Source organism: Cohnella pontilimi (assembly GCF_005049045.1).
Taxonomy (GTDB): Bacteria; Bacillota; Bacilli; order Paenibacillales; family Paenibacillaceae; genus Cohnella; species Cohnella pontilimi.
Map to the genome: position 1 here is coordinate 212,568 of NZ_SUPK01000007.1, position 13,591 is coordinate 226,158.

The 13,591-nt window shown below is 46.9% G+C and carries 22 protein-coding genes; 20 read left to right on the forward strand and 2 right to left on the reverse strand.

The genetic code is table 11. The features are described 5' to 3' along the window. Positions 1-21: 21 nt before the first annotated feature. Positions 22-768 carry a type I methionyl aminopeptidase gene (map, locus tag E5161_RS15390; RefSeq protein ID WP_136778710.1) on the forward strand — a complete coding sequence of 249 codons (747 nt, stop codon included), beginning with the start codon at positions 22-24 and terminating at the stop codon, positions 766-768. Positions 769-808: 40 nt separating this feature from the next. Here the strand turns inward: map and E5161_RS20865 are convergent, their stop codons facing one another. Beyond that, on the reverse strand, positions 809-976 hold the full coding sequence (locus E5161_RS20865; protein WP_169306713.1) for a hypothetical protein: 168 nt from the start codon (positions 974-976) through the stop codon (positions 809-811). 200 nt (positions 977-1,176) lie between these two features. Between E5161_RS20865 and E5161_RS15395 the strand changes: the two genes are divergently transcribed. Beyond that, a complete protein-coding gene (locus E5161_RS15395) occupies positions 1,177-1,935 on the forward strand; it encodes a hypothetical protein (RefSeq protein WP_136778711.1) in 759 nt (252 codons plus the stop codon). Positions 1,936-1,990: 55 nt separating this feature from the next. On the opposite strand, the gene E5161_RS15400 is transcribed toward E5161_RS15395, so the two are convergent. Beyond that, positions 1,991-2,167: a CsbD family protein gene (locus E5161_RS15400; protein WP_136778712.1), complete on the reverse strand. Its 177-nt coding sequence runs from the start codon at positions 2,165-2,167 to the stop codon at positions 1,991-1,993. A 216-nt stretch (positions 2,168-2,383) separates the two neighbouring features. Between E5161_RS15400 and E5161_RS21180 the strand changes: the two genes are divergently transcribed. The 18 genes from E5161_RS21180 (at position 2,384) to E5161_RS15485 (ending at position 13,580) form a co-directional block, all read left to right on the forward strand. Then, positions 2,384-2,452 (forward strand): hypothetical protein, encoded by a 69-nt coding sequence (locus tag E5161_RS21180; RefSeq protein ID WP_246042320.1) that lies wholly within the window; start codon positions 2,384-2,386, stop codon positions 2,450-2,452. 131 nt (positions 2,453-2,583) lie between these two features. Beyond that, positions 2,584-3,072, forward strand: coding sequence for a VOC family protein (locus E5161_RS15405; RefSeq protein ID WP_246042301.1), 489 nt, complete (start codon positions 2,584-2,586; stop codon positions 3,070-3,072). A 95-nt stretch (positions 3,073-3,167) separates the two neighbouring features. Further along, the gene (locus E5161_RS15410; protein WP_169306714.1) at positions 3,168-3,839 is read left to right on the forward strand and encodes a BsuPI-related putative proteinase inhibitor; all 672 of its coding nucleotides are present in this window, start codon (positions 3,168-3,170) and stop codon (positions 3,837-3,839) included. A gap of 79 nt (positions 3,840-3,918) precedes the next feature. After that, complete coding sequence (locus E5161_RS15415; RefSeq protein ID WP_169306715.1) at positions 3,919-4,170, forward strand: SHOCT domain-containing protein; 252 nt, start codon at positions 3,919-3,921, stop codon at positions 4,168-4,170. An 87-nt stretch (positions 4,171-4,257) separates the two neighbouring features. After that, positions 4,258-4,665, forward strand: coding sequence for a DUF1801 domain-containing protein (locus E5161_RS15420; protein WP_136778715.1), 408 nt, complete (start codon positions 4,258-4,260; stop codon positions 4,663-4,665). Positions 4,666-4,698: 33 nt separating this feature from the next. Continuing rightward, positions 4,699-5,031, forward strand: coding sequence for a helix-turn-helix domain-containing protein (locus tag E5161_RS15425; RefSeq protein WP_246042324.1), 333 nt, complete (start codon positions 4,699-4,701; stop codon positions 5,029-5,031). 35 nt (positions 5,032-5,066) lie between these two features. Then, positions 5,067-5,570, forward strand: a complete 504-nt coding sequence (locus E5161_RS15430) for a DUF4188 domain-containing protein (protein ID WP_136778717.1) — start codon at positions 5,067-5,069, stop codon at positions 5,568-5,570. A 10-nt stretch (positions 5,571-5,580) separates the two neighbouring features. Further along, positions 5,581-6,003, forward strand: a complete 423-nt coding sequence (locus E5161_RS15435) for a GNAT family N-acetyltransferase (protein WP_136778718.1) — start codon at positions 5,581-5,583, stop codon at positions 6,001-6,003. Positions 6,004-6,012: 9 nt separating this feature from the next. Further along, positions 6,013-6,618: a LysE family translocator gene (locus E5161_RS15440; RefSeq protein ID WP_136778719.1), complete on the forward strand. Its 606-nt coding sequence runs from the start codon at positions 6,013-6,015 to the stop codon at positions 6,616-6,618. 27 nt (positions 6,619-6,645) lie between these two features. Then, entirely contained in the window at positions 6,646-7,065 is a 420-nt protein-coding gene (locus tag E5161_RS15445; protein WP_211246744.1) for a GNAT family N-acetyltransferase, read from the forward strand. Between the two features lie 96 nt (positions 7,066-7,161). Then, positions 7,162-7,845: a class I SAM-dependent methyltransferase gene (locus tag E5161_RS15450; RefSeq protein ID WP_136778720.1), complete on the forward strand. Its 684-nt coding sequence runs from the start codon at positions 7,162-7,164 to the stop codon at positions 7,843-7,845. Between the two features lie 111 nt (positions 7,846-7,956). Further along, positions 7,957-8,409, forward strand: coding sequence for a hypothetical protein (locus tag E5161_RS15455; RefSeq protein WP_136778721.1), 453 nt, complete (start codon positions 7,957-7,959; stop codon positions 8,407-8,409). A gap of 14 nt (positions 8,410-8,423) precedes the next feature. Beyond that, a complete protein-coding gene (locus E5161_RS15460; RefSeq protein ID WP_136778722.1) occupies positions 8,424-8,774 on the forward strand; it encodes a hypothetical protein in 351 nt (116 codons plus the stop codon). Between the two features lie 56 nt (positions 8,775-8,830). After that, entirely contained in the window at positions 8,831-9,622 is a 792-nt protein-coding gene (locus E5161_RS15465; RefSeq protein ID WP_136778723.1) for an ABC transporter permease, read from the forward strand. A gap of 4 nt (positions 9,623-9,626) precedes the next feature. Continuing rightward, positions 9,627-10,427: an ABC transporter permease gene (locus E5161_RS15470; protein WP_136778724.1), complete on the forward strand. Its 801-nt coding sequence runs from the start codon at positions 9,627-9,629 to the stop codon at positions 10,425-10,427. 14 nt (positions 10,428-10,441) lie between these two features. Continuing rightward, positions 10,442-11,419 (forward strand): ABC transporter ATP-binding protein, encoded by a 978-nt coding sequence (locus E5161_RS15475; protein ID WP_136778725.1) that lies wholly within the window; start codon positions 10,442-10,444, stop codon positions 11,417-11,419. Next, on the forward strand, positions 11,416-12,609 hold the full coding sequence (locus E5161_RS15480) for an MFS transporter (protein WP_136778726.1): 1,194 nt from the start codon (positions 11,416-11,418) through the stop codon (positions 12,607-12,609). Before E5161_RS15475 ends, E5161_RS15480 begins: the two co-directional genes overlap by 4 nt. Positions 12,610-12,623: 14 nt before the next feature. Further along, a complete protein-coding gene (locus tag E5161_RS15485) occupies positions 12,624-13,580 on the forward strand; it encodes a D-2-hydroxyacid dehydrogenase (RefSeq protein ID WP_136778727.1) in 957 nt (318 codons plus the stop codon). Positions 13,581-13,591: the final 11 nt, after the last annotated feature.

Sequence of the window (13,591 nt, forward strand, 5' to 3'; positions counted from 1 at the left end):
GAATTACTGGAGGCTGGGAGCATGACGGTCGGCACGTTGGAGGACTTGGAACATCTGAAGGAAATCGGCCGTATCGTGGCGTCCACGATACAAGAGATGAAGCGCAGCGTGCGGGTCGGCATGACCACGAGGGAATTGGACGACATCGGCGGTGAGCTGCTTCGCCGCCAGGGAGCCGTGTCGGCCCCGAAGAAAGTGTACAATTTTCCGGGCTATACCTGCATCAGCGTGAACCGGGCCGTCGCGCACGGCGTGCCGGGAGATCAGGTCATTCAGCCGGGCGATCTGATCAACATCGATGTATGCGCGGAGAAGAACGGCTATGTGGCGGATGCAGGGCACTCTTTTCAAATTCCGCCGTATTCAGAAGCGGTCACGCGTCTTTGCCGTCACACGCACGATACGATGATGAAAGTCATCTCCTCGCTTAAGCATGGAGTGCTGGTGAGCGAAATCGGCAAAATCGTCGAACGCGAGGCGGCGCACGGCGGGTATCGGGTGATCAAAACCTTGTGCAGCCACGGAGTCGGCCGATCGATCCATGAGTATCCGGAGGAGATTTTGCCGGTTTACAATCGGCGCGACAAACGGGTGCTAACGGAAGGTCTGGTCATCACGGTCGAGCCTTTTCTGTCAACCGGCGCCGAGCATGTGTGGGAAGAGCGAGACGGCTGGACATTGACCGTACCGGACGGATGCATGGCCGCCCAGCATGAGCACACGATCGTGATTACGCGGGATCAGCCGATTATTTTAACGGTTGCCTGAACAAGGAAAGAGGTTGCTCACGCAACCTCTTTCGCTTATTTTAATAATCCGCTCCCGGCAGCAAGTCAGCAGGTCTCTCCGACTCATCCTCGCCCGAGATTTCACTGTTGTCTCCGACCCTGAACCCGTATCGTTCATAAGCACTCGTATCCTCGTATTGGGTGCTGGGATCTCCGTCCGTTTCATCGCGGATTTTCTCATCCGGCATATGCGAAAACCTCCCTTCCGGTCCATTAGCGTGTCCCTTTCCAAATTTCGCTATCCGCCCGCAGCAGCAGTTTTCCCATTTGCCGGGAAAGGGAAAACAGAGTGCTTATTGAAATATTAGAGATACAGTGCGCATGCAGATAAGAGGGGATTCATACGCTGCAAACGGAGAAACGCCGACATCCCGAGAGATTTGGCACCATGGTTCTGATCGTCTCAGTTTTTAGTTTGTGCATTTTCTGGATTGCTTGGCCGACTAGCGATAGACGTGTTCCAGTTCCTAATGCACCGAGGGATTATACATATGGACATAAGAGGGCCTCGAACGGTATGGAGCTTCATTATTTACGCACCCGACCCTCCAATTTGATGCCCGAGAGTATTCATGACAATGTGCCTTCGACTCGTTATTACGGCATTAATGGGGGATTTTTCTATCAAAAAGAGTTGCTCAGCATTGCCATTGTCAATGATGTCCCCGTAAACCAGGCAGCCGGTACATATGGTGTTGGAATGACAAATGTAAAGTATGCGAGAGGGACGCTTGTGTGGGACGGCAGCATCGACAAACTCAGCGTGCAAGTCGCCCGCGAGGCGTCGGAGTTGATTGTTTCGAACCGTACTCATTACTGGGCGCAGGGCGGCATTAGTATGAGTCTTTCACAGGATGATATATGGATGGAGCAAATGTTGGAGGAACATGCGCCTTTTGCGGATGAAGAACGGCTGCGTTCTGCTGCCGTCTATGATTTTGAAGGCAATGTGTACTTGGTGGTCAGCAGCAACGAAGGTACGCTAGCCGCTTTTCGTAAGGCAATCGTGGAATCTATCGGCATTTTTTACGCGCTTCAGGACGGTATCTTTCTGGACGGGGACGGCTCTTCCCAGCTTCAAAGCCGAGAGGCTGTCCTGAAGGGTGACGGTCGTCCGGTCGTTCAAATGCTGCGGATCCTGAAGTGATACAAAAACAAACACCCACAAGGCTTGTGCCTTGCAGGTGTTTGTTTAGCGTGGGTCAATGGCTTTTCAGTTCGCCGATTTTTTCCTGAACCTCGCCTTTTAGCTTATCCTTTTTCCCTTCCAACTGAAGACGGGTATTATCCGTGGCATTCCCAACCTGATCTTTCACTTCACCCTTCGCTTTGGAAACGCCGCCTTTGATTTTATCGCTGATTCCGTTATGGTCACCCATGTTCAACATCTCCTTTCGCTGGGGTACCATGTATTTACCCTTTTCGGAGGATGTCGAAGCCAATGCGGGTACGGAAAATGAAGACAAACAAACCAAACGTTTGTTCTCTTTATTTGGGGCGTAATGGTATAATGAAGTTACAATTGAATCTTGGGTGGGCATGGTTTCCCTTCGAAAGGAGGTGAGACCATGGAGTTGAGAGACGCAATAACGATCATGATTCTTTTCGCAACTTGTGTAATTGCCCTTTTAACTTACATCGGAAACAACTACAAGAGAAAGTAAAAACCCACCCCAAGGTTGACCGCCGAAGGTGGGTTTTTACCGTCTAAGACCTAGAAGGGATAAGCCCATCCAAGCCAATTGTGTCGCCGAGTGTTAGCCGCACTCGGCTTCTTAGCTCATATGATATCACAATGGAGTTAAGAATTAAAATAAAACCTATTCATCCATTCATTTTGGAGGCGATTGATGTGGTACCAGAGAGAGTAAGCTTAATTACGATTGGTGCAAAAAATCTTCCTGCGTTGAGATCCTTTTATCAAAAACTAGGCTGGAGCGAGTTGGAGATCAGCTCGGATCATTACTGTGTGTTCACGACGGCTGGAGTCTTGTTGTCCTTATTTCCTTTGGAAGAACTGATTAAAGATTCCGGACTGGAGTCCGTTGAAACAACAAGCGGGTTTAAAGGGATTACTTTCGCGATTAATGTAGACCAACCGCAACAAGTAGATCTAGTCACGGATGAAGTGCGGGCGGCTGGGGGGAAAATTATAAGGGAAGCCAGCGATGCATTTTGGGGCGGCAGAACATCATACTTTTTAGATCCCGAAGGAAATGCGTGGGAAGTCGCTTGGAATTCAACAGCGGAATTCGATGCAAGAGGAGCCATGATCCGTTTCTAAAGATGCTGCTAAGCATCTTTTTTATGGAATGCAACATTTTGGTTAATGATTTGCGTCTGAATAGGTACAACAATGCAACAGAGGAGGAATTCAGCGTGAAGAAACAATTGGCCAAAACGTTGGTTGGCGGAATGATCCTCGGCAGCGTCTTAACGGTGGGTGTCGGTTATGCAAGCCAATATGTGGAATCGATCAAAGTGAATACCAAACCGCTGACGATCACTTTAAACGGTAATACAATCGTGTCGGGAGACCAGGCCAATCAATTCCACAACGGCATGGAGAATGTGCCTGTTACGTTCCAATACAAAGGCACAACTTATGTTCCGATCGGCTTTATGACCAAGGAGTTCAATAAGAATGTCGCCTGGGATGGATCAACTCGAACCATTGCGATTACCGATAACAATCCACATGGGATATGGGTGGGGCGATTGGAGCCAAGTTTAACGGAAACGTCAGCCGGTAAGTATACGTACTCCGTGAAAAACCAAACGGAACGTGAAGTGAGATTGGAATTTACATCTTCGCAGCGATATGATTTTGCAGTCAAAAACAGCAAGGGTGAAACAGTCTATTTATACTCCTCTCTTGCTTCGTTCGCTCAAGTTTTGGGGGAAGAAGTAATCAAGCAAGGAGAAGCATTGTCCTATGAGATTGATACGACTGCGCTTGGTCTGGAAAAAGGGGATTACACACTTGAGGCTTGGCTCACGCCTAGAGATGGGAAGACCGCCAGCGTTGAAGTGTCTTTTGTTGTGAAGTAACGATGGTGGAAGTATCAACCTGTAATACCGTCCGGTTCTTTTGCAGAATCGGCGGTAAATCGGAATCGTTTGGTTTTCATTGAGCTTATTATTTATATTAGCGCTATCGGGTACTGATAATCCTGAATCAGCAGCCGGATGGGGAATTCTAGGGTTGTTATATGCAGTACCTTTTTCAATCGTAGCGACAGTTAAATCATTCGCAAAAGCGAAGCCGGAAGCTAACGTGCATGATCAATTATTAAAACTTAATGAGTTGAGAGAAAAGAACATCATCTCAGAAGAAGAATTTACGAAAAAGAAAGAAATATTATTTGCAAACTATCAGTGAAGCACGTGCCCCTTGGAAGTAAGTTTCCAAGGGGTTTAATTTTATTCGCTATTGAATGTATAATTATGGAAAGTGAGGAGTGAGGAAATGAAACCTTCCGGTCATCAACAAGTACTCGAATTTTTGAATAAACTCGAGCATCCGCTGAAGATGGAAATTGAGGAAGTTCGAAAAATCATTTTAGGTGCAAATGAACAAATTACGGAACATATTAAATGGAATGCGCCGAGCTTCTGTATGCATAACGAAGATCGAGTGACCTTTAATTTGCAAGGGAAAGGCTTTTTTCGACTCATCTTTCATTGCGGTGCCAAACCCAAAGCGAATCAAGGCAATGAACCTCTATTTGAGGACACCACGGGCTTGTTAGAATGGGTTACCGGCGACAGGGCGATTGTAAAATTCGCCAATAGGAGCGAAGTGGAAGCTGCTCGAGAGAAGCTTGCAGAACTCGTAGTGAAGTGGATGGAAGTAACAAGTCCAGGGTTTGAGTAAAATGCCATATAGGGGGTCAAATTGTTGAAACAAATGAATTTAAGTCTTCTCCTTAGTTCAGCTATTTTAGGAGTCTCAATCATAATTGGCTGTTTGATCATTCAAAATCATCAAGGACAAAATAAATATTCAAGTGATCACAGCCTCAAGTCTTTAATGACATTGAAGGAAACTGCGGAATATTTAAATCTCTCCGAGTTCCAGGTTAGAACCATCATTTCCTCCGAAGAGAACGCGCTAAATAATAACGGCAGTTTCACAGGCAAGTTGTTCCCGATGATTAGAATCGGAAAAGACATTTACATAAGCACCAATGGCTTAAATGATTGGTTAAATCAAGCTACAACACAAAGAACTCAATATTAATCAGCCGAAATCACCACAATGATGGAGTGATTGGGATGGCAAAAGCGATTCCAGGCAGATACACAGCCGAGATGGAAGGTTCATTCGTTGTATTTGTCATTGGGATGAGAATTAACCGAATGTTCGCTATACATAAATGGTTGCCAGTTTTTACAGCGATGGGTCCCATGATCAGAGAACTCTATCAAAATCCGGAGCTTGGCTTTATCAGCACAGAAATTTTTTGGAGTTTGAGAGGACCGATTCTACTTCAATATTGGAAAAGCTACGAACAACTCGAGAAGTATGCTCGTGAAGGACTTCATCTCGAGGCTTGGAAGAACTTCAATAAAAAGATTGGGACCGACGGAACGGTGGGCATTTACCATGAAACGTATGTGATCGGTCCTGGACAGTATGAGTGCGTGTATGGGAATATGCCGAAATTTGGTTTAGCCAAAGCCGGAAGACACATTCCGGCAGTAGGCATGAAGGAAACATCCAGAAGAAGAATGGGCGGAGAAAATGATCCGGCTGTTCCGACTCCTGATAATCCATAAGGAGGTTAGCATGAGAGCATTTCAAATTCATTCGAGCTCTGCTGAGGAGAGTAAGTTTGTCAGAAAGAGCCTAGTCAAATTCAATGCAGAGCACGTAGCTGAAGAAATAATGAACGTGTACGAGGAAATCAACCTGAATATTAAAAATCATGAGGGTACGATTATTGGCGGATTAAATAGTGCGGTATGCTGGAACTGGATAGAGGTCGATATATTGTGGGTTGACCAAAACTTTAGGGGGCACGGGGTTGGCTCGAAGCTGATGAATGAAATAGAGCTAATAGCCAGGCAAAAGGGCTGCACATTTATTAAACTCAATACCTTCAGTTTTCAAGCGCCGGAGTTCTACAAGAAGCATGGCTATAAAGAGATTGCAGTTATCGATAATGCACCCCGAGGGTATAAACATTATTACTTGATGAAGGAATTATAAGGAGACAAAATGGCTCCAATACTAAAAGGAATCATCCTCGGTTTTTCCATTGCCGCACCGGTTGGACCAATTGGTGTACTTTGTATACGGAAGACGCTTGATCAAGGAAGGATAATGGGATTCGCTGCCGGTTTGGGAGCTGCGACGGCCGATGCCGTTTATGGCAGCGTAGCGGCATTGGGTCTGTCTTTGGTCATGCAGTTTTTAATCAAGCAATCGATCTGGATCAACGTTTTAGGCGCGGTGTTTTTACTCTATTTGGCTTACAAAACGTTTAGAGCGCCTATCCGGCATGATCATGCACCGGACATCGCAAGACTAAATTACATGAAGACATTCGGTACGACACTGCTTTTGACTTTGACAAATCCTTTAACCATTGTTTCGTTTGTAGGGATATTTGCTGGAATGAATATAGCATCGGAATCGGATCAGTCATTATTTCTGGTTCTAGGAGTGTTTGTGGGATCCGCTATTTGGTGGCTTTTCTTAATCAGCATTGTGGGATCCTTCAGACAAATGATGAGTACGAGGATCATGAAATGGATCAACAGTCTATCGGCCTTTATTTTACTGGGATTCGGCATGTATAGTCTTTACAAAACGTTCATGTAAATCATCCTGCGTCAAGGGGGCCTGGACGTGGAATACATCGTCAGATTTGCGGGCAGTGATGACTTCGATAACGTCACGAAAATGGATTCTCATTTCGAACCGGAGTTTCTGAAGTGGAAGCTTGGGAACAAAGAAGCGATCATTGCAGAGCTGGAAGGTCGAATTATCGGATATTTGCGATTAGAGTATATTTGGTCCAAAATCCCTTATATCGGGCTAATTTTTATTTTGCCTGATCATCGAGGTAAAGGCATCGGCAAGCAGCTCATGGAATTTGTAGAGGAACACCTGAGAAATACAGGTCACAGTAACTTGTATAGCTCGTCTCAGGTAAACGAAGCTGAGCCCCAAGCATGGCATAGACATATTGGCTTTCAAGAAGTAGGCATTATTGCCGGCATAAATGAAGGTGGAATCGGAGAAGTATTTTTTAGGAAAGACTTGTGATCGAACATAAAAGAAGATGACACGCACAACACCGATCCAGCTTAGGATAACAGCGATCTGAGGCTGGGTCGTTTTGTAATACCAGGAGGGTTGTCCGTGGGAGTTGAATGGTATGATGAGATTGCCCGCCGGAATGGCGGATACAAGACACGTGCATCGTTCCGAATTGAAGGGATTTCGGGGGAAAAAATATTCGAAGAACGACTAATATCTTTGTTATCAGAGTGCGAACACGCGTTGGATGCAGGATGCGGACATGGTGACTTTACGATACGAATGTCTCCATACTCACGGCAAATAACCGGTTTTGATAACTCAAAGGAAATGATCAAAATCGCCGTACAAAATCAAAATGAATCGTCTCCGATCAATATTCGTTTTATTTGGACTACAACTAAAGAGCAGTTGCCGTTTAAAGATGCTGAATTCGATTTGATCTACAGCCGTCGAGGTCCGACATCAATAATCAATCATCCTCGTATTTTGAAATCCGGCGGCAAGATTATGGGCATCCATTCCGGTGCCATGGATAAGGTGAAAGAACGCTTGGAGAGTAACGGTTTCGTAAGGATTAACATTGATATATTTGATCAAGCTACAATTTTGTTTCCCGATGAAAATGAACTGGCCAAGTTTCTTTCAGACATGCCGGGAAATATTGATTATAGATTGCATGAGAATCGTCAACAGTTTTACTCCTTGATTGATGAATATAAAATAGATGGTGGCACGTTGGGAATGAAAGAATGGAGATACATTTGGTCGGCTGTCAAACCATAAGCTTGAAGACCTTGGCACACTCAAACCCATTAATGGTACATTGGAATAAACATTCATCCCGTGGCGTGGTATGGTCGACTTACGGGAAAATCATAAAAGGAGACTTCATAAGTGAAAATCGAACTCACGAATAAACAATACAGAGACTTGATTGAATTGTTGTTCCTAGGCAATTGGCTTGCAAACGCCACACGCACAGGAGCGGAAGGCGACGAAAGACTGGAAAAGTACGAACTGCTCCAACATTACATACTATCTCATGCTAAAAATTTTCAAGCAGATGACGTAGTAACCGAAGAAGGAACCAGTTTTTATACGACAATGGAATTCGAGGAATCGATCATGCCAATTGTTGAAGAATATGACGATTCCACGTTTTGGGAACAGCTCTCAATGAAGTTAGCGAACAGGGATTTATTGAAGGAAATCGGCCCGGTAAGTGAATTAAAAGAAAAGCATAGAACAAGATTGTTTGAACTTGAAGAAGAATATGAAGTGGAGTTTGAAGAGAATGGGTTAAGGAACTTAGTTCTTATGAAGCAAGGTAACAAACCTAAAAAGTGAAAAGGGACCATGCCATGAACCTTCAAATGACAAAGGAATTTTATGAGCGAATTGAAACAGAAGTGGAGCAAAGCCTGAAACCGAAAGGTTATCGAAAGACCAAACATCAGCATAGTCAGATGAATGGAAATATGTATTCGGTTTTTGATAGTGCCGGGGGGCTGACGCGTCTGATTTGGGATGCCAAAGATCGCCGGTTGATCATAAGGGTCTATAAAAAAGGAACGTGGCTCATGAAACTGGGCAAAGCCTTGATCGGCAGAAACGACGACGAAAAGCTGCTGAGAGAATTGATCATCAACCGCGAAGAATTCACGGATTCCACTGAGGAACAAGTGATCAAGCGTATCGTGGACGCTATATAAAAAATCCGTTTTCATCCGCAAGTGCCAGTAAGCCAAGTCGGGCGAGGGGAATCGAATTGGGCACGTACTTACTGTTTTTGCAAAAATCGTTCCAACAGAAATTCGTTTATCGGACCAGCGCATATATTTACCTGCTCTCGACTTGTTTGAGAGTATTTATTATGGTGAATGTGTGGACAGCATTGTATGCCGGACGTGACTCCATCAACGGCGTCTCGTTGATGGACATGCTGAACTTTATCGTCATATCGGCAATTGTGTCAGCGCTTACGCAAACGCGGATGGGAGATAAAATCGCAGCGAAAGTAGTGGACGGCACGATCGCTGTGGATTTTTTGCGGCCCATTCGTTTTAAGTACTTTGTTTATGCCGACCAGCTCGGCGAAAATCTTTACCAAGTGCTGCTCAACGCTCTGCCGGTATGTATCCTGGCCGCGCTCATCTATGGCTTCGAGATGCCCGCCGATCCTCTCATGCTCTCGCTTTTCATCGTTTGCTTGTTTTTCGGCATCCTTATCATCTTCTCCATCAACTATATCGTGGGACTCATCTCGTTCTGGTCGAAGGCGGCGCATCCTACCTCCTGGTTCCTCCTCACAGCGGTAACGCTGTTCGGCGGAACATTCGTGCCGATCTGGTTTTATCCGGATATTTTGCGCGAAGTCACCCTATTCCTACCTTTCCGGCTCATCTATTTTGAACCGATCAATATTTACCTGGGTCGCGTCACGCCTTCCGAAGCAATGTCTATCATAGTGATTCAACTCGCATGGCTGGTCGTTCTCTGGTTAGTCGAGCGGTTCATGTGGAGCAAAATCCAAACAAAGCTGACCGTACAAGGGGGGTGAGCGGATGCACACCTTTAAGCTGTATTTGGAGTTTATCAAAATCCGAATCGTATCCCATATCGAGTATCGGAAAATGTTCCTGTTCTGGTTTTTCGCCCAATGGATCGCATACGGAGTACAGTTGCTTCTCATCTGGGTCATGGTTCATCGGTTTCAGGATATTCAAGGCTGGAAGCCGTTCGAGGTCGTGCTGCTTTACGCCTTGAGCCTTAACTCTTACGCACTGGCCGGGTTTTTCTTTTACAATCCCTGCACACAATTATCGCACTTGGTACGAACAGGTGAATTCGACGAAATACTGACCCGCCCGCTGAACCCCTTCCTGTATTTAGTAAGCCGGGAATTTAATTTCGGTTACATCACCCATGTCGTATTGGCGGTTCCGGTCACTGTGGTTAGTTTCGTCATGTTGGATATTCCGTTTACATTCACGAATATATTGATGTTACTGCTTATCCTCATAGGCGGAGCATTAATTCAAGGGGCAGTATTCCTTTTCACTTCTGTTCCGGCTTTTTGGATTGTTGACAGCAACGGTATGCAAAACGTTCTGTTTCAATTTCGAGATTTTGCCAACTATCCGCTATCCATCTATCACAAAAGTATCCAAATATTGCTCACTTTCGTGATCCCATTCGCCTTCATCAACTTTTATCCGGCGCAGTTTTTTTTGGGCAAACAGGACTTCTCGGTATTTCATCCTGCCTTTCAATTCATGACACCGCTCGTCGGGCTTGTGATGTTCGCGCTCGCCCTTTGGTTCTGGCATTTCGGCATCAACCGATATAAAAGCACGGGATCTTAGGAAGGAGATGAAGAATGGCATTCATCGAGATGCAGAATGTGACGAAGCAATTTCGGGTTTATCCGAGGCAAAAAGGCTTCGCCAACGCGCTGAAGTCACTTGTCTACAAACCCTATGAGATCAAGACGGCTGTAGACGGAATCGATTTCTCCATCGCGAAGGGCGAGCTTGTAGGTTACATAGGCGCCAATGGAGCTGGCAAGTCTACTACGATCAAAATGCTGTCGGGTATTCTTGTACCCACCTCGGGACAAATAGAAGTAGGCGGTCTGGTTCCTCACGAGAACCGCAAACGTAACGCAGGTCGTATCGGGGTCGTGTTCGGTCAGCGTTCACAGCTGTACTGGGATTTGCCGATGGAGGAGACGTTCGATTTGTACAAGCGGATGTACAAAATCGATGCTGCGGCTTTCAAACGAAATGTTCAGTTTTTCGTCGAGTTGCTCGATATGCAAGAATTTGTAAGGCGACCCACGAGACAGCTCAGCTTGGGACAAAAAATGCGTGCCAATCTGGCGCTGGCGATGCTTCATGACCCGGAGATCTTGTATTTGGACGAACCAACGATCGGTCTGGATGTGGTGGCAAAAAGCAAAATCCGGAAGTTTATCCGCGAGATCAACCGGGAGAAAGCGACCACCGTCATACTGACCACGCATGACATGAACGACATCGAGGAAATATGCGACAGGCTCATCATGATCGACCATGGGAGAAAAATGTTCGACGGCACTCTGCACGAGTTTAAACAGACTTACAGCGATTCTACGATTGTTATCCTCGATTTGGAGGAGGACGCGGCACTTCAAGTGAGTGATGGTAGGTTAAAGGTTATTCAGGAAGACGGACAGCGCAAGTATGTCTCCATCGATAAAAACATCATCAGCCTCGTCGACGCTATCACCCAACTAGCGCAAACGAATCGGATCCGTGAGGTGAATGTGAAGGAACCGGATATCGAAGATACCGTGAGAAGGATATTTGAAAAATGAGCAAAATTACAGCGGATTTGAAACGTTTTGTCGGTTTGAATGGAGCTCTTTCCCTGCTGACGTCTATTTTTGTTTACGGCATCGGCACGGGCATACTCGCTCCCATGAATGCGGTCTATATGAGCGATTCCCTCGGTTTATCCAAGGGGGAAATCGCGTCCATATTCTCCATCACACTCCTGTTGAACATGATGGTGACGCTCGGCGTAGGCATTGTCAGCGACAGAATCAAGCGAAAAAAAGGTTTGCCCCTGATCGCCTCGGTCATTTGCTTGGCCGGCCTCATCGTCTATATTCAAGCCGACGATTATGCCGGGGCTCTGGCGGGTATGGCGATTGCGATGGCCCCGTCCGGGCTCATTATGGGGCAAATTTTCGCGATGGCTCGCAGCCAATTCAGCAAACAGGCCGAGTCCATTGTCGAAATCGCCATGCTGTGGCTGAGAGCCGGCTTCAGCGTCGGATTTTTCATGGGGCTGCTCCTGGGCGCCAACCTGTATCTCGTAACGGGATTCCAAGGCGTACTGTGGGGCAATGTGGCGGGGTATGCCGGACTTTTCTTGCTGCTGCTGTTTTACCGCGAGGTAGCAGGGGACAAGGAAGCGAAATCCTCGCAACGCGGCGAACCGTTCTCTTTAATCATGCTGATCGCGCTGCTCATGATCTCTTGTGCCGACGCGATTCGCGGTTTGTACTTGCCGCTCGTGTTTAATGAACTGTTCAAGCGGCCGGATTTGTTTTCCTATCTATGGAGCTGTCAGGCGGTATTCGAGCTGCTGTTCATGACATTGACCGGGTATTGGGTCGCGAAGTACGGCAGCAAGTCGATTATTTTCTTGGGTGGCGCATGTGCGGTCGTCGCGTATGCCGTATATGCGGCGGCTTCGCCGATCGGGCTGTTCTTCGCGGTGCAGCCGGTGTATTCGTTATCGGTCTCGATTTTGTACGGAGTCGCCATGGGATATGTGCAGCGCATGTTTATCAACTACACAGGCTTCGGGGCCAGCCTGTACATCGTCATATCGCAAGCAGCTTCACTTATCGGATATTTGTTGCCGTTCACCGTCAAAGGCATATCGCCGAACATTTTTTTCATCCCTATCGTGCTGGTCACAGCGGCGTTAGTGATCATTGGCAGAGTGTTGTACACGGAAAATAAACAAGCGAGCATGAATACTTTAAACGGATGATGGGAGTGGCATGCATGGGTACAATCGTGAGTCTGATTCGTCTGCCCGACGATCAAATCGCCAGAATTCAAGAAGTGGCCAAAGGGTGGGAGATTGTTCAGAGAACCCAGGACTCCACGCTTTGGAAAGAACGTCTGAAAGATGCCGAAATTTTAATCGCCTGGAGCCGAGTTGCCGCTGAAGAGGTATTAGGCCCGGATTCGAAGCTGCGTTGGCTGCAAAATTGGGGGGCCGGCGTCGACCAATTGCCGCTCGAAGCATTCGCCAAGCACGGAGTGAAGATAACCAACGCAAGCGGGGTTCATGCCTATCCGATCTCCGAAAATATATTGGCCATGATGATGATGTTCGCCAGGAAGCTCCATACGGCCGTTCGCTATCAAGGGCGGAAAGAGTGGGGAAGCTTCGGTCAGCTAAATGAAATCCACGGTCGAACGGTGGGGATTATCGGGGTCGGAGCCATTGGGGAAGAAACGGCCAGACTGGCCAAGGCGTTCGGGATGAAAGTGCTCGGCGTTCGTCTTTCCGGCCAGCCTACTCCCAATGTGGATCGGATGTTCGACCTGACGGGACTGCATGAAGTACTTCAGCAAAGCGATTACGTGGTGAACACGCTCCCTTCGACCGAGCGTACACGCCACATGTTCGGCCGTGCTGAGTTTCAGGCGATGAAACTCACTGCCTATTATCTCAATATCGGGCGTGGAGCCACGACGGATACCGAGGCGCTGATTGAGGCATTGCGTGAGGGATCGATTGCCGGAGCGGGTCTGGATGTATTTGAGCAGGAGCCTTTGCCTGCCGAGAGCCCGTTGTGGGAGATGGACAACGTGATCATGACACCGCATAATGCCGGATCAAACGTCGAATATGACGCACGGGCGATGGATATTTTTCTGCAAAATTTACAGGACTACTTGAACGGGCGCGAGCCGTCCGTGAACCGGGTTGATTTCGCGAAGCAATATTGAGATCCGCAATC